This is a genomic window from Amycolatopsis sp. NPDC058278, from assembly GCF_042881395.1.
Lineage (GTDB): Bacteria > Actinomycetota > Actinomycetes > Mycobacteriales > Pseudonocardiaceae > Amycolatopsis.
Map to the genome: position 1 here is coordinate 1 of NZ_JBHVXZ010000178.1, position 14970 is coordinate 14970.

General features: G+C 71.8%; 16 protein-coding genes. 13 read left to right on the forward strand and 3 right to left on the reverse strand.

Translation table 11 applies throughout. The features are described from left to right. Both ACFVYA_RS46185 and ACFVYA_RS46190 read right to left on the reverse strand, forming a co-directional pair. On the reverse strand, positions 1-524 hold a 524-nt coding region (locus ACFVYA_RS46185; protein WP_387054466.1), incomplete at its 3' end, for a zf-HC2 domain-containing protein. Between the two features lie 7 nt (positions 525-531). Continuing rightward, positions 532-1092, reverse strand: a complete 561-nt coding sequence (locus ACFVYA_RS46190; RefSeq protein ID WP_285989810.1) for a sigma-70 family RNA polymerase sigma factor — start codon at positions 1090-1092, stop codon at positions 532-534. A gap of 239 nt (positions 1093-1331) precedes the next feature. On the opposite strand from ACFVYA_RS46190, the gene ACFVYA_RS46195 reads away from it, so the two are divergent. Genes ACFVYA_RS46195 through ACFVYA_RS46215 form a run of 5 tightly spaced genes read left to right on the forward strand, consistent with a single transcriptional unit; the run spans position 1332 to position 4980 of the window. Further along, complete coding sequence (locus ACFVYA_RS46195; protein ID WP_387054468.1) at positions 1332-1931, forward strand: hypothetical protein; 600 nt, start codon at positions 1332-1334, stop codon at positions 1929-1931. Next, complete coding sequence (locus ACFVYA_RS46200) at positions 1915-2706, forward strand: DUF4142 domain-containing protein (RefSeq protein ID WP_387054470.1); 792 nt, start codon at positions 1915-1917, stop codon at positions 2704-2706. Before ACFVYA_RS46195 ends, ACFVYA_RS46200 begins: the two co-directional genes overlap by 17 nt. Beyond that, the gene (locus ACFVYA_RS46205; RefSeq protein WP_285989807.1) at positions 2699-3316 is read left to right on the forward strand and encodes a ferric reductase-like transmembrane domain-containing protein; all 618 of its coding nucleotides are present in this window, start codon (positions 2699-2701) and stop codon (positions 3314-3316) included. The genes ACFVYA_RS46200 and ACFVYA_RS46205 overlap by 8 nt, the downstream gene beginning before the upstream one ends. A 1-nt stretch (position 3317) precedes the next feature. Further along, positions 3318-3548 carry a ferredoxin gene (locus ACFVYA_RS46210; protein WP_013224408.1) on the forward strand — a complete coding sequence of 77 codons (231 nt, stop codon included), beginning with the start codon at positions 3318-3320 and terminating at the stop codon, positions 3546-3548. After that, positions 3541-4980 (forward strand): NAD(P)/FAD-dependent oxidoreductase, encoded by a 1440-nt coding sequence (locus ACFVYA_RS46215; protein ID WP_285989806.1) that lies wholly within the window; start codon positions 3541-3543, stop codon positions 4978-4980. The genes ACFVYA_RS46210 and ACFVYA_RS46215 overlap by 8 nt, the downstream gene beginning before the upstream one ends. Positions 4981-5338: 358 nt before the next feature. On the opposite strand, the gene ACFVYA_RS46220 is transcribed toward ACFVYA_RS46215, so the two are convergent. Next, positions 5339-6745 (reverse strand): MFS transporter, encoded by a 1407-nt coding sequence (locus ACFVYA_RS46220; protein WP_387054487.1) that lies wholly within the window; start codon positions 6743-6745, stop codon positions 5339-5341. Between the two features lie 132 nt (positions 6746-6877). Here ACFVYA_RS46220 and ACFVYA_RS46225 point away from each other — a divergent pair, with 132 nt between their 5' ends. From ACFVYA_RS46225 to ACFVYA_RS46260, 8 genes are all read left to right on the forward strand, one after another. Beyond that, positions 6878-7768: a LysR family transcriptional regulator gene (locus ACFVYA_RS46225; RefSeq protein ID WP_387054474.1), complete on the forward strand. Its 891-nt coding sequence runs from the start codon at positions 6878-6880 to the stop codon at positions 7766-7768. 45 nt (positions 7769-7813) lie between these two features. Further along, entirely contained in the window at positions 7814-8254 is a 441-nt protein-coding gene (locus ACFVYA_RS46230; RefSeq protein ID WP_285989804.1) for a helix-turn-helix transcriptional regulator, read from the forward strand. A gap of 10 nt (positions 8255-8264) precedes the next feature. Next, positions 8265-8675 carry a VOC family protein gene (locus tag ACFVYA_RS46235; protein ID WP_285989803.1) on the forward strand — a complete coding sequence of 137 codons (411 nt, stop codon included), beginning with the start codon at positions 8265-8267 and terminating at the stop codon, positions 8673-8675. A gap of 32 nt (positions 8676-8707) precedes the next feature. Continuing rightward, the gene (locus ACFVYA_RS46240) at positions 8708-9988 is read left to right on the forward strand and encodes an MFS transporter (protein ID WP_387054477.1); all 1281 of its coding nucleotides are present in this window, start codon (positions 8708-8710) and stop codon (positions 9986-9988) included. Continuing rightward, entirely contained in the window at positions 9973-10230 is a 258-nt protein-coding gene (locus ACFVYA_RS46245) for an AraC family transcriptional regulator (RefSeq protein ID WP_387054479.1), read from the forward strand. Before ACFVYA_RS46240 ends, ACFVYA_RS46245 begins: the two co-directional genes overlap by 16 nt. Positions 10231-10266: 36 nt before the next feature. Further along, positions 10267-12645 (forward strand): ATP-binding cassette domain-containing protein, encoded by a 2379-nt coding sequence (locus ACFVYA_RS46250; protein WP_387054481.1) that lies wholly within the window; start codon positions 10267-10269, stop codon positions 12643-12645. A 100-nt stretch (positions 12646-12745) separates the two neighbouring features. Then, positions 12746-13762, forward strand: coding sequence for a fatty acid desaturase family protein (locus ACFVYA_RS46255; protein ID WP_387054483.1), 1017 nt, complete (start codon positions 12746-12748; stop codon positions 13760-13762). 26 nt (positions 13763-13788) lie between these two features. Next, positions 13789-14856, forward strand: coding sequence for an MBL fold metallo-hydrolase (locus ACFVYA_RS46260; RefSeq protein ID WP_387054485.1), 1068 nt, complete (start codon positions 13789-13791; stop codon positions 14854-14856). Positions 14857-14970 lie beyond the last annotated feature (114 nt).

The following is a 14970-nucleotide window of genomic DNA, read 5'->3' on the forward strand; positions in this document are numbered from 1 at the left end:
GTGACCAGGGCGCTGACGGCGGACCCGCCGCTGCCGCGGCCGTACGTCGGGCCGCCGCAGGGATGGCCCGGTGCGCCCCCGCCGGCCGGGGTGGACGTCGCCGGGACGCTCGTGGCCGGCGGCGGCTGCTTGTTGCTCGGAGCGGCCAGCGAAGCGGGCGGAACGGCGTCGGCCGGCCGGACCGCGAGGGTCACCAGCGGGCCGGCGATCACGGCCGCCGCGGCCGCGGCCCCGGCGAGGATGCCGATCCGGCGACGGCGGCGGCGCTTGACGGCGGCCTCTTCCATGAGGCCGCGCAGCACCCGGGGACCCGGCGAGAGGGTGCGCGGGCTGGGCGCGGGCATCGGGGGCTCCGGCCAGCTGCGCTTGACCAGGTCGAGGACGTCCGGCAGCTGGTAGAGCTCGATCAGGTCGAGCTGGCAGTGCGGGCAGTTCATCAGGTGGGCTTCGAACTGGGTGTTCTCGGCTTCGCTGAGGACGCCGAGCACGTAGGCGGCGACGTCGGTGTGTGCGGATCCGGCCACGCTCAGTTCACCCCCGCTCGCGCAAGGCCCGGCGCAGCGCGCGGACGGCGTGGTGGATGCGGGATTTGACGGTGCCCGGGGGCACGCCGAGGGTCGCCGCGACCTCGTTCACGGTCCGATCGCGCAGGTAGGTCTGCTGGATGGCCTCCCGCTGCTCGGGCGAAAGGCCCTGCAGCGCCTCGTAAACGATCATCGCGGCGAGCGTCCGGTCCGATTCGTCGGACACCGCGATCGCGTCGGATTCGATCTCCTCGAGCTCCTGGGGCCGGACACTGCGGCTGCGCCAGCCGTCGATGACGGTACGCCGGGCCACCGTGAACAACCAGGCACGCAGCATCTCCGGCTGGCGGTCGAGCTTGTCGGCGTTCCGCCACGCCTTGATCAGGGTCTCCTGCACGACGTCCTCGGCCCACTGCCGGTCGTGGCCGGTCAGCCGCAGCGCGAACGCCATCAGGGACCCGCCGAACTCCTGGTAAAGCGCCTTCGCCAGATCGTCGTGGCCGTCGCCGGGCTCGACGACGGCATCATGATCTCCGATGGATCTCAGCGCTCGGGTGTGCCGTCCCACGCGGGACATCCTGGTGGGCCGGACGGCCTACGTCCAGTACTTCCGGCCCGCAAACCGGGAGCAAAACTTTTTTGAACCGTTTCCGGACCGTGTCCGTATCCCCTACCGAAGACCCCGACCAGGCGTTGTCCCCCGCAACGCTCCACATCCACTCCGGACCGAATGTCCACTGTGGATCTTTCGCGCCCTTTTCCGTTGCACTACCGGCAACAGCGCGTAGTCATGCCCACGGAGGAGCAGTGATTCGCATTCCCCGCCCGGTGGTCCCCGCCGCCGTGTGCCTCACCGCACTCGCCTTGCTCACCGCCTGTACCGCCGGCGCCGCCACCACCTCGGGCGGCGGTTACGCCGCCGGCGGCGCCGGGATGCAGATGCCCGGCATGCAGCAGGGACAGGTCGTCCTGCCGATGCCGCAGTCCATCACCGCCGACCCGAACAACCCGGCGAAGAGCCAGCTCAGGGCCGCGAAGACGTTCGACCTCGGGCTCCTGCTCGTCGACGGGACCGGGTACACGATCTACCGGTACGACCGGGACACCCCCAACCCCCCGCGGTCCAACTGCAACGGTGCGTGCGCGACCAAGTGGATCCCGGTCAAGGCCGGCGGCAACCTGCCGGCGATCGACGTCGACCAGTCGCTGATCGGGCAGATCACCCGCGCCGACGGCATCGAGCAGCTCACGCTCGCCGGCTGGCCGCTCTACCACTTCACCGGCGACCAGGAACCGGCCGACACCTCCGGCCAGGGCCTGGACCAGGCCTGGTACCCCATCGCGCCGGACGGCAAGAAGATCACCCTCACCCAGGACGAGTGGAGGCAAAATGCGTTCGGCGTCTGAGCTCGCCGGGTTCGACTTCGAGCCCTCGTCCGTCCTCGAGCGTTCCCGGCCGCTGGTCCGGATCCTCTTCGTCGTGGCCCTGGTGCTGGCGCTGCTCGCGCCGGGCTCGACCTCGCTCGCCCAGACCACCGCGGTCTCCGACACCGACGCCGTGCTCCTGACCAAGGTCCGCCAGGCCGGCCTGTGGGAGATGCCGTCGGGCATGATGGCGATGGAGAAGGGCAGCCCGATCGTCCAGAAGGTCGGCTTCGCGATCATGATGGACCACGGCCGCCTCGACGTGGCGACCCGCGCCCTCTCGCAGAAGCTGAACTCGCCGGTCCCCGACCAGCCCTCCGAGGAACAGCGCGGCTGGCTCGCCGAAGAGATGGCCGCCTCCCCCGGTCCGGAGTTCGACCGCGTCTTCGCCAACCGGCTGCGGGCGGCGCACGGCGCCGTGTTCAACGTCCTGGCGCAGCTGCGGGCCGGTACCCGCAACGACGACGTGCGGGCCTTCGCGACGGTCGGCAACCAGGCTGTGATGCGGCACATGACGATGCTCGAGAGCACCGGGATGGTCGACTACACCGCGCTGCCCGCCGCGTCCGTCTCCACGACCGCGGCGCCCACCGGGATCCAGCTCGGCCTCGACCCGTCCCAGATCGCCGTGGTGGCGGCGTTGTTCCTGCTGCTCGGCGGCGGCTTCTTCTACGTGCTGCGCCAGGTGAAGAGCAACCGTGGCCGCGCCCGGGCGTCCCGGCCGGCCACCGCGAGAACCGGGGGTAGCCATGGTTGAGACCTGGCACGACGCGACGATCTTCCTCACCCAGCAGTTCCAGCCGAAGACCGACCCCGCGGCCCGTGGCCTCGCGGCCTTCGCCGCCCGGACGTCCTACGCGGCGACGATGCTGACGCTCACCTGGGGTGTGCTCACCGCGACCGGCTGGATCCGCTCGGTCACCGGACGGAAGGCCCTGCGCAGCACGCACATGGTGCTGGCCACCGCGACGATCATCTTCGGCTTGGTCCACGCGCTCGGCTTCACCTACCTGACGGTGCAGCCGTACAGCTTCGCCTACATGTTCGTCCCGTTCGGCTCCGGTCAGGAAGCGCGGCACATCGCGGGCATCGTCGGCTTCGAGGTCATGTTCGCCATCTTCCTCACCGCCGGCCTGCAGCGCTTCACGTCCTACCGTCGCTGGCTGTGGCTGCACCGCTGCGCGTACCCGGCGGTGGCGCTCATCGCGATCCACTCCTGGTTCGGCGCCATCGCGAACGGCCACCTCTCGGTCACCTGGCTGGGCGGCATCACCCTGCTCGTCCCGGCCGTGACGGTGTCGATGCTGCGGTTCATGCCGGCTCGCACCCTGGAACGCATCGGTCTCGTGGAAGAGCAGGTGGCCTGAGATGCCCTTCCGTCTACCCGGCGGCGGACCCCGGATCAGCGTCGACAACGACCGGTGCGAGCTCTACGGCATCTGCGCCATGGAGGCGCCGGACGTGTTCGACCTCGGCCAGGACGGCCGCCTGCGCTTCCACACGAGGCTGCTGGACGAAACCACCATTGAACAGGCGAAGATGGCCGCTCGCTGCTGCCCGATGCAGGCGGTCGTGATGAGAGGGGACCTCGATGGCTGACGGCGACCGGATCGTCATCGTCGGTGCGGGCGTCGCCGGGCTGCGCGCCGCGGAACGCTTGCGGGAACAGAAGTTCGACGGGGAGATCGTCCTGATCGGCGACGAGGCCCGGCGGCCCTACCACCGGCCGATGGTCTCCAAGGCGCTGGTGATGGGCACCGAACGGCCCAGCGACGTGGGCCTTTCGCACTACCTGCCGGACCTCGACGTGCACTGGCGGCTCGGCGCGCGGGTCACGCACCTGGACACCACCGAGCGGGTCGTGCACCTGCCCGGCGGCGAGTCCCTCTGGTACGACGGCCTGATCGCCGCGACCGGCGTCTACCCGCGGCACCTGCCCGGGGCGCCGCGGCACGACCCGCGGGTGCGGATCCTGCGCACGGTCGAGGACTCGATGGCGGTGCGGCGCTGCCTCAACGCCAGCAAGAAGCCGGCCGTCGTGATCGGCGCCGGCCTGATCGGCAACGAGTTCGCCGCGAGCATGCGGCACATCGGCCGGGACGTCACCCTGATCGGGCACGCGAAGGCGCCGCTGCACCGCTTCGGCGACCGCGTCTCCAGCGGCATCGTCGAGGCGCACCACGAGCACCGGGCGAACCTGGCGATGCGCAGCGAAGTCCGGCACTGGATCAGCACGAAGGACACCGTCGGGCTGCACCTGACGAACAACCAGCTGCTGGTCGCCAGCGTCGTCGTGCTCGCCATCGGCAGCGTCCCCTCGGTGGACTGGATGCGCGGCTCGGGCCTCGACATCAGCGACGGCGTGCTCTGCGACTCCAAGCTGTTCGCCGAAGGCGCCTCCGACGTCGTCATCGCCGGCGACATCGCGCGCTGGCCGAACCTGCGCTTCGACGAGACCCCGCGACGGGTCGAGCACTGGATCAACGCCGTCGAATCGGCCCGGCACGCGGCGGACAACCTGCTGATGGGCCACTCCAGCGCCATCCCGTTCACCCCGCTCCCCCGAGCCTGGTCGACGCTGTACGACACGCGCCTGCAGATGTGCGGGATGCCGTCGCTGGCCGAGGACACGGTGTCGCTGGCCGACGGCATCACCGGCTTCGTCCGGGACGGGCAGCTCGTCGGCATCTCCTGCTGGGACAAGCCGCGGGCGATGCTCGACTGGATGGCCGAACTGAACCGCCGGCTGCCCGCGCCCGACTACGTGCCCGAGCCGGAGCCCGCGCCCGTCGCCGAGGTCCCGCAGGTCCCGGTGGTCGAGCCGTCGCTCGCCGCGCTGTCGGCCGAGGTGCCGCCGGAGTTCGAGAGCGGGTTCGACGCGCAGGCGTTCGAGCGCGAGTTCGAGAGCGAGTTCGCCAACGACATCCCGACGACGGCGTTCCCCGCGCAGTCCCCGCCCACGACGGCGCTGCAGGCGCAGTCGCTGCCCGCGGGGGCGCTGCCGACGATGGCCATCCCGATGGGGAGGTAACGAAGCCGGGACGGGGCTGCGCGCGGCGGCCCCCGTCCCTTGCCGGTCACCACACCCCCTCCGCGGCTGGGTGGTGTGGTGACCGGCCCCAGCGTCCCCCTGCCCGCCTCGCGCAGAGCGCAGAGCGCCCGGCGGGCCAGGAGAGGGCCATCCCGAGGGAACCCGACGCCCCCGGGGTGGCCTTCTTCCGGCGCACCGGGCGGGGTCCGGGGTCGAGCGCCGCGGCGGGTCACTCCGCCGGGGCGCACGGGCCGTGGAGATCGTTCCGGCGGACGGGTATGCCGCCGGAAGGGACGCCACGGTCTTGCAGCACCGGTGCGCGGCCGTCCCGGGGGCACGGGAACCCCCGGGACGGCCGTCACCTCCGGCCCCGCGACCACCACGACTCCGCCACGACCAGACCGCCGAGGACGAGCACCGCCACCCCGGCGACGCGCAGCCCGGCGTCCGTACCGGCGACGAACGCCGTGACGACGTCGGACGCGCGGGGAGCCCGGGCGAGGGCTTCGGCGACGGTGTGCGCCCCGCGGAGGTCCGGCGGCAAGGCTGCCGCGAACCGCGCGGTGGACACCGTGCTGACCACGGCGACGCCGAGCGCGCTGCCGAACTCCCGGGTCGTGGCCTGCAGCCCGGTGCCGACCCCGGCCTGGGCGGGCGGCAGGGCACCCGCGATCACGCCCGACAGCGTCGGCAACGCCAGCGTCACCCCGATCCCGGTCACGACGAGCCAGGCCGCGTAGGCGGCATACGGCGTGCCCGCGTCGCTCGTGGACAGTCCGAGCAGGCCGGCCCCGACGAACCCGAACGCGCACGCGACGGTGGTGTCGAGGCCGATCCGCCCGGCCAGGCGCCCCACGTGCCGTCCGCCGAGGACTATCGGCACCGTCAGCGGCACGATCCCGAGCCCGGTCGCCAGCACACCGAACCCCTTGGCGTACTGGAGGAACGACGCGTTGACGTAGAACAGCGCGAACATGCCGAAGAAGATCGCGGTCAGCCCGAGGCAGGCGCTGCGCAGGCCCGGGATCCGGAACAGCCGGGGGTCCAGCAGCGGGTGGGCGGACCGCAGCTCGGTGGCCACCCACGCCGCGAACAGGACGGCGGCGCCGGCGAACGCGGTGACCACGACCGCGCTGCCCCAGCCCGCCTCCGGGCCCTGGACGATCCCGAGCAGGAGCGCGACCGACGCCCCGGTCAGCAGCACCGCGGCCAGGGGGCCGAGCCGGCGGTCGTGGCGCGACGACACCGGCGTGAACCGGGCGGCCAGGGCGGCGAGCCCCAGCGAGAGTGCCGCGGCGGCGGCGAACAGCCAGCGCCACGAGCCGGCCGTCAGGACCAGGCCGCCGCCGACGTTGCCGGCCACCCCGCCGATGCCGGTCATCGACGCCCAGGTCGCGATCGTGGCCGGTTTGCGCTCGGCGGGCACGGCGTGCAGCAGGACGGCGAGCGAGTTGGGCAGCACCGCGGCCGCGCCGATCCCGGTGAGCGCCCGGCCGGCGAGCAGGACGGCGACGTCCGGCGCCGCCGCCGACAGCAGCGTGCCCGCGGCGAACAGCCCGAGGCCGGTCAGCAGGACGCCCTTGCGGCCGAACCGGTCACCCGCCGCACCGGCGGGGATCACCAGGCAGGCGAACACGATCACGTAGGTGTCGACGATCCAGACCAGGGCCGGCGCGGACGGGTGCAGCGCGCTCCCGGCGAGCAGCGGGACGGCGAGGTTGATCGCCGCGACCATCCCGACGACCAGCACCACCGCGGCGCACATGAGGGTACCGAGACCGTGGTGGGACACCGGTGCGCGACGCGAGAGGGAAGTGGACATGAGCCCGACGGTAGGGACGGCCGACCACTGCGCGCGACGCAACTTCGGCAACAGACGTTTGCGTATGCTGCAACTGTGCCCGAGCAGCTCGACCTGAACCTCCTGCGCGTGTTCGACGCGCTCCTGCGGGACGGGAGCGTGACGGCCGCGGCCGAGCGCCTGCACCTGTCCATCCCGGCGACCAGCCGGGCGCTGGGCCGGCTGCGGCGGGCCATGGGCGACCCGATCCTGGTGCGCGCCGGGCGCGGGCTGGCCCCGACGCCGTTCGCGCTGCGCACCGCGCCGCGGGTGCGCTCGCTGCTGGAGGAAGCGGCGGCCCTGGTCAACACCGACTTCTCGCTCGCCGGCCTCGAGCGGACCTTCACGATCCGCATCAACGACGGCGTGGCCGCGACCCTGGCGACGGCGGCGGCCGAAGCCACGGCGGCGGCCGCCCCGGGCGTCACCCTGCGTTTCGTCGCCGAGGGCAGCGAAAGCACCGAAGCCCTCCGCGACGGCTCGATCGACCTGGACATCGGGGTGGGCGGGCAGCCGGCGCCCGACATCCGGACCGCCGTGCTCTACCGCGAACGCCTGGTGGCCGCGGTGCGCGCGGACAGCCCACTGGGCCGGCACCGCCGGCCGACGCTGGCGCAGCTGTGCGGGCACCCGCACGTCTCGGCCTCCCGCCGCGGCCTGGCCCGCGGGCCGCTGGACGACGTGCTCGGCGCGGCGGGCCTGCACCGCCACGTCGCCGCCGTCGTGCCCACCTCCGCCGTCGCCGCGCTCGTGATCGCTTCGAGCCCCTACGTGGGGCTGCTGCCGCAGCGCCTCGCCGAGCAGTACGGCGCCGCGCTCGGCCTTCGCTGGTTCCCGGTCCCCGCGGACCTGCCCGGAATCGAGGTGCGGCTGTCCTGGCACGCCCGCCTCGACGCCGACCCGGCTCAGCAATGGCTGCGGGAGACGCTCCGCGAAGCACTCCGCTGACCCGAAACCCGCCGCGGCGGACGTCCGCTGTGGCACGATTCATCCGTGACCGGCTCCCCCACGGCGCAGTACCTGCGCGACCTCGCGCTGCTGCGGCGCGTCCGGGACCGGATCGACCGGGAGTACGCCCAGCCCCTCGACGTCGAGGCGCTGGCCCGTGGCGTGAACATGTCGGCCGGGCACCTCAGCCGGCAGTTCCGGCGGGCGTACGGGGAGTCACCGTATTCGTACCTCATGACGCGGCGGATCGAACGGGCGATGGCCCTGCTGCGCACGGGCGAACTGAGCGTCACGGAGGTCTGCTTCACCGTGGGCTTCTCGTCGCTGGGCACCTTCAGCACGCGGTTCGCCGAGCTGGTCGGCACGCCCCCGAGCGTCTACCGCGAGCAGCAGGCCGAGGCCACCGTCGGGATGCCGCCGTGCGTGGCCAAACAGGTCACCAGACCGATCAGGAATCGAGAAGCGCGGCCCTCGACGGCCACCTAGGGTGACCGGCATGGACGTCACCATTCACTCGAGCTTCCTCCCGCACACGGATCCGGAAGCCTCGCTCGCGTTCTACCGCGACCTCCTCGGCTTCGAGGTCCGCCAGAACGTCAAGTACGGCGACATGCAGTGGATCACCGTGGGCCCGCCGAACCAGCCGGACACCTCGATCGTGCTGTCGCCGGTGGCCGCGACGCCGGGCCTGACCGACGACGAGCGCCGCATGATCGCCGAGATGATGGCCAAGGGCACCTACGCCTCGGTCAACCTGGCCACCGAGGACCTCGACGCCCTCTTCGCCAAGCTCGAGGCGGGCAACGCCGAGGTCGTCCAGGAGCCGGTCGAGCAGCCCTACGGCATCCGCGACTGCTCGTTCCGCGACCCGGCGGGCAACCTCCTGCGCATCCAGGAACTGCGCTGACCACGATCGCCCCCGCGCAGAGCTACCGCGAGGTGCTGCGCGACCGGCGGATCGCCGGGCTCCTGCTGGGGGACCTCCTGGCCAACGTCGGCACCGGCATGCTGCTCGTGGCCATGCCCGTCCAGACGCTCTCCCTCCACGGCGACGTCCCGAAGGCGATCGCCATCGGGCTCGTGGAGGCCGCGCCGTTCGTCCTGTCCACCGCGCTGGCCCTGGCCATCGGCCTCGGCCGGGTGCGGGTGCCGCCGCGCACGCTGCTCGTCGCCGACTGCCTGCTGCGGTCGCTGACCTTCGCCGTCCTCGGCGTCCTGGCCGTCACCGGCCGGCTCACGCTGCCGGTGCTGGTCGCCGGCCTCCTCTTCGGCGCGACGTTCCGGCTGGCCGGCTCGAGCAGCCGCCGCCTGCTGGCGACGTCGGCCGCGGGCGAGGCCGGGCGGTTCTCGGTCAACGGCCTGCTCGGGCTGAACACGACGTTCGCGCTCTACATCGCCGGTCCGGTGCTGGGCGGGGTGGTCGTGGCGACCGCCGGCGCGGGCTTCGCGCTCTTCGTCGACGCGAGCGGAGCGCTGATCCTGCTGGCCGCCACGCTGGCGTGCGTCCCCCGCGGCACCGAGGGCCGGGACGCGCTGCGCGACGAGGGCACCCACGAGTCGGGCTGGCGGATCCTGCGCCGCCGTCCGGTCGCCGCGCGGCTGCTGGTGGTCGAGTTCTTCTTCAACTTCCTGTACATGCCGGTCGAAGTGGCGCTCCCGCTGTACGTGAGCGCGACGCTGCACGCCGGCGCGTCCGGCCTCGGGGTGCTGTGGGGCGCGCTCGGGATCGGCGCGTTCCTCGGCGCCGCGCTCGTCGGCCGGCTGCGGAACCTGCCGCAGCGGCCGCTGCTGGTCGCGATCATCGGCCTGTGGGCGCTGTGCCCGCTCGCGCTCGCCCTCACCGGCGACCTCACCGTGGCGCTGCTCGTCTTCGGCCTGGGCGGCCTGGTGTACGCGCCGTTCACGCCGGTCGCGTACAGCTTCCTGCAGTCCGGGCTCGCCCCCGGGGAGCAACAGCAGGTCGTCACCCTCTGGACGACCGGCTCCACGCTGGCCGCCCCGCTCGGGCTGGCCATGGGCGGCCCCCTGATCGAACTGGCCGGCAGCACGGGCGGCCTCGTGCTGTCCGGCTTGCTGACCCTCCTGCTGCTCCCGATCGCGGCCTGCGCTCTCCGGGGCTTCGCCCCGGGCCGGGGGCTCCGCCACCCGGAACCCCCAAAAAGCCCCCGGGCGGTGCTCGGGCGCACGACGGAAAGGAATCCGACATGTGCCTCAGCTTGAAAACAGCCGCGCAGCAACATTTCCGTGAGCTGGCATTGTTGCGGCGCGTCCGCGACCGCATCGACCGCGAGCACGCACTGCCGCTGGACATCGATTCGCTCGCGGCCGTCGTGGACCTGCCCATCGCATTGTTCGTCCGCCGATTCCGGGACGCTTACGGCCTTTCGCCGCACGATTACCGGCGGGCCGCCGAAGCCGTCAGGAATCGAGAAGCACTGGCCGCGGATCCCGCCGTAGCTTGATTCCACCCATCCGACTCTGAACGCTGGAGAACCCCGATGAGCAAGCCCACGAGGAAGAACGCACCGCACGTGGCCGACAGCCACGACCTGATCCGCGTCCACGGCGCGCGCGTGAACAACCTCAGGGACGTCAGCGTCGAGCTGCCCAAGCGGCGGCTGACGGTGTTCACCGGGGTCTCCGGGTCCGGCAAGAGCTCCCTGGTCTTCAGCACGATCGCCGCCGAATCGCAGCGGCTGATCAACGAGACCTACAGCACCTTCGTGCAGGGGTTCATGCCGACGCTGGCGAGACCGGACGTCGACGTCCTCGACGGGATCACCACCGCGATCATCGTCGACCAGGAGCGGATGGGCGCGAACCCGCACTCCACGGTCGGCACCGCCACCGACGCCAACGCGATGCTGCGCATCCTGTTCAGCCGGCTCGGGAACCCGCACATCGGTTCGCCGCAGGCGTTTTCGTTCAACGTCGCCTCGATCAGCGGCGCCGGCGCGGTCACCATCGAAAAGGGCGGCCGGCAGATCAAGGAGCGCCGCAGCTTCAGCATCACCGGCGGCATGTGCCCGCGCTGCGAGGGCCGCGGCAAGGTCAACGACATCGACCTGACCGCGCTCTTCGACGAGAACAAGTCGCTCAACGAGGGCGCGATCACCATCCCGGGCTACAGCATGGAAGGCTGGTATGGGCGCATCTTCCGCGGTTCGGGCTTCTTCGACCCGGACAAGCCGATCAAGAAGTACACCAAGAAGCAGTTCGCCGACCTGGTGTACAAGGAACCGACGAAGATCAAGGTCGAGGGCATCAACCTGACCTACTCCGGGCTGGTGCCGGCGATCCAGAAGTCCTTCCTGTCCAAGGACGTCGACTCGATGCAGCCGCACATCCGCGCGTTCGTCGAGCGCGCGGTGACGTTCCAGACCTGCCCGGACTGCGCCGGCACGCGGCTTTCGGCGGAAGCGCGGTCGTCGAAGATCGACGGGATCAGCATCGCCGACGCGTGCGCGATGCAGATCAGCGACCTCGCCGCCTGGGTGGGGAAGCTGTCCGAGCCGTCGGTCGCGCCGCTGCTGGACGCGCTCAAGCACACCCTCGACTCGTTCGTCGAGATCGGGCTCGGCTACCTTTCGCTCGACCGGCCGTCGGGGAGCCTTTCGGGCGGGGAAGCCCAGCGCACCAAGATGATCCGCCACCTCGGGTCGTCGCTGACCGACGTCACCTACGTCTTCGACGAGCCGACGATCGGCCTGCACCCGCACGACATCCGGCGCATGAACGACCTGCTGCTGCAGCTGCGCGACAAGGGCAACACGGTGCTGGTCGTGGAGCACAAGCCGGAGGCGATCGCGATCGCCGACCACGTCGTCGACCTCGGGCCGCGTGCCGGCACCGAAGGCGGCGAAATCGTCTTCGAGGGCACTGTGGACGGTCTACGCTCCAGCGGCACGCTGACCGGGCGGCACCTCGACGACCGCGCGTCGCTGAAGTCGTCGGTGCGCTCGCCGTCCGGGGTCCTGGAGGTGCGCGGGGCGGCCACGCACAACCTGCAGGACGTCGACGTCGACATCCCGCTCGGCGTGCTCGTGGTCGTGACCGGGGTGGCGGGCTCGGGCAAGAGCTCGCTGATCCACGGCTCGGTGTCCGGCGGCGAGGGCGTGGTGACGGTCGACCAGACCGGCATCCGCGGCTCGCGCCGGAGCAACCCGGCGACGTACACGGGCCTGCTGGAGCCGATCCGCAAGGCGTTCGCCAAGGCCAACGGCGTCAAGCCGGCCCTGTTCAGCGCCAACTCGGAAGGCGCGTGCCCGAACTGCAACGGCGCCGGCGTGGTCTACACGGACCTGGGGATCATGGCGGCCACCGCGACGCCGTGCGAGGTGTGTGAGGGCAAGCGGTTCAACGCCGACGTGCTGGAGTACACCTTCGGCGGCCGCGACATCAGCGAGGTGCTCGGGATGCCGGTCACCGAGGCGCTGGAGTTCTTCGCTTCCGGTGACGCCGCGGTGCCGGCGGCGCACAAGATCCTCACGCACCTGTCCGACGTCGGCCTCGGCTACCTGACTTTGGGGCAGCCCCTGACGACGCTGTCGGGCGGCGAGCGGCAGCGGATCAAGCTGGCGACGCACATGGCCGAGCAGGGCGGGGTGTACGTCCTCGACGAGCCCACGGCGGGCCTGCACCTGGCGGACGTCGAGCAGCTGCTGGGCCTGCTGGACCGGTTGGTGGACGCGGGCAAGTCGGTGATCGTCATCGAGCACCACCAGGCGGTGATGGCCCACGCGGACTGGCTCATCGACCTCGGCCCGGGCGCCGGCCACGACGGCGGCCGGATCGTCTTCGAGGGCACGCCGGCGCAGCTGGTGAAGGCGCGGAAGAAGACGCTGACCGGGAAGCACCTCGCGGAGTACGTCGGCTGACGCCGCTGCCCATACCAGCGCGGCCGGTAGGGCTGGCCCCCGCAAACCGCCTGGGGCGCGCAGGATTCCGGTCGGGGCGGCGCTGCCGGAGACTCGGGTGGTGACCACCACAGAGAACCTCGTCGGCAGCGACTTCGCCCGGCTGAGCCACCGCATCTCCGCCGCCGGTCTGATGAACCGCCGTCCCGGCTACTACGCCGCCCGGATCGCCGTCGTGACCGGGTTGTTCGGCGCCGGCTGGGTGGCCTTCGCCCTGCTGGGGAACTCGTGGTGGCAGCTCGCCGTCGCGGGCTTCATGGCCGTGATGTTCGGGCAGATCGCGTTGCTTTCGCACGATCTCGCGCACAAGCAGGTGTTCCGGCGACGGCGGCCCACCGAAATCGCCGGGATGCTCGCCGGGAACCTCGGGATCGGGATGAGCTACGGCTGGTGGATGGACAAGCACACCCGCCACCACGCCAACCCGAACCACGAAGAGCTCGACCCCGACGTCGACCCGGACATCCTCGTCTGGTCGAAGGACCAGGCCCGCGCCAGCCGCGGCGTGCCGCGGTTCATCGGGCGGTACCAGGCCTTCCTGTTCTTCCCGCTGCTGACCCTCGAAGGGCTGAACCTGCACTGGTCCGGCATCCGCGCGGTCCGCAAGCCGGGCCTGCGCCACCGCAAGGTCGAAGCCGCGTTGCTCGCCGCGCACTTCGTCCTGTACGCGAGTGCGTTGCTCACCGTCCTGTCCCCCGGTATGGCGTTGCTGTTCTTCGCCGTCCACCAGGGACTGTGGGGTGTCTACATGGGATCGATCTTCGCGCCCAACCACAAGGGCATGCCGACGCTGACCGGGCGCACCGAGCTCGACTTCCTCCGCAAGCAGGTGCTGACCTCGCGCAACGTCCGCGGCGGCGTCGTCACCGACGTCGCCCTCGGCGGCCTCAACTACCAGATCGAGCACCACCTGTTCCCGAGCATGCCGTCGCCGCACCTGCGGCGGGCGCAGCCGATCGTCCAGGCCTACTGCGCCGAGCTGGGCGTCCCGTACCTGCAGACCAGCCTGGCCGAGTCCTACCGGCAGGCCCTCACCCACCTGCATGAAGCTGGGGCCCCTCTCAGGAAGCGTTCGTAGACTCGGGGCATGAGGAAGGCCGGATTATGAAGAAGATGATCGCAGCCCTGGGGTTGCGGGACCTGCCGGCGGCGTTCGGCGCGAAGGCCACCGGCGCCCGGGCCGAGCGGGTCCGCTCTTCGCCGCAGTTCGACGGCAAGGTGTTCCGCAACGCGGCGCCGCGGCACCCGATGACCGCGGCGTCGATGCGGACCATCTTCCGCGAGATGTTCTTCGGCGAGCACCGTGAGCTGCGCAAACCGGCCGGCGCGGTGCCGCTGGTCGCGGCGGCGCCGGTCGAGTCGGCCGACGGCCTGCACCTGACCTGGTACGGCCACGCCTCCACGCTGGTCGAGCTCGACGGCGCCCGCGTGCTGCTCGACCCGGTGTGGAGCGACCGGGTCTCCCCCGCGGCGTTCGCCGGCCCGCGGCGGCTGCACGAGCCGCCGGTGCCGTTGTCGGCCCTCGGCCGGATCGACGCGGTCGTGATCTCGCACGACCACTACGACCACCTGGACCTGGCGACGGTCCGCGCGCTGGTGACCTCGTCATCGGCCCCCTTCCTCGTGCCGCTCGGCGTCGGGGCGCACCTGGAGCGCTGGCACGTCCCGGCGGACCGGATCATCGAGCTCGACTGGCACGAAGAGGCGACGGTGGCGGGCGTCCGCTTCGTCGCGACCCCGGCCCAGCACTTCTCCGGCCGCGGCATCACGAACGACGACACGCTGTGGACGTCGTGGGCCCTGCTGGGCCCGCAGCACCGGGTGTTCTACAGCGGTGACACGGGCTATTTCGACGGTTTCGCGGCCATCGGCGCGGAGCACGGCCCGTTCGACGCGGCCCTGATCCAGGTCGGCGCGTACGCCCCGCTCTGGCCGGACATCCACATGACCCCGGAGGAGGGTGTCGCGGCAGGCCTCGACGTCCGGGCGAAGCTGCTGGTCCCGGTGCACTGGGCGACGTTCCAGCTGGCGATGCACCCGTGGGGCGAGCCGGCCGACCGCGTGTGGAGCGAGGCGAAGGAGGCCGACCTCCCGCTGGCGATCCCCCGCCCGGGCGAGCGCATCGACGCGACCGAGCCACCCCCGGTCGACGGCTGGTGGCAGGCACTGTGACCCGGCAGCCGACACGCGTGATCAGAAGGTCGACACGCGTGATCAGAGCGACGACACGGCGCGCGACCGCCGTGTCGACCCGTCAATCACGCGTGTCGACTCGGGGATCACGCG

Excerpts from the sequence above, each read along its gene's own strand:
- ACFVYA_RS46200 (WP_387054470.1), top strand. The coding sequence starts at position 1,915 with ATGCGTTCGGCGTCTGAGCTCGCCGGGTTCGACTTCGAGCCCTCGTCC.
- ACFVYA_RS46205 (WP_285989807.1), top strand. The coding sequence starts at position 2,699 with ATGGTTGAGACCTGGCACGACGCGACGATCTTCCTCACCCAGCAGTTC.
- ACFVYA_RS46210 (WP_013224408.1), top strand. The coding sequence starts at position 3,318 with ATGCCCTTCCGTCTACCCGGCGGCGGACCCCGGATCAGCGTCGACAAC.
- ACFVYA_RS46215 (WP_285989806.1), top strand. The coding sequence starts at position 3,541 with ATGGCTGACGGCGACCGGATCGTCATCGTCGGTGCGGGCGTCGCCGGG.
- ACFVYA_RS46220 (WP_387054487.1), bottom strand. The coding sequence starts at position 6,745 with ATGTGCGCCGCGGTGGTGCTGGTCGTCGGGATGGTCGCGGCGATCAAC.
- ACFVYA_RS46235 (WP_285989803.1), top strand. The coding sequence starts at position 8,265 with ATGGACGTCACCATTCACTCGAGCTTCCTCCCGCACACGGATCCGGAA.
- ACFVYA_RS46245 (WP_387054479.1), top strand. The coding sequence starts at position 9,973 with ATGTGCCTCAGCTTGAAAACAGCCGCGCAGCAACATTTCCGTGAGCTG.
- ACFVYA_RS46250 (WP_387054481.1), top strand. The coding sequence starts at position 10,267 with ATGAGCAAGCCCACGAGGAAGAACGCACCGCACGTGGCCGACAGCCAC.
- ACFVYA_RS46260 (WP_387054485.1), top strand. The coding sequence starts at position 13,789 with ATGAAGAAGATGATCGCAGCCCTGGGGTTGCGGGACCTGCCGGCGGCG.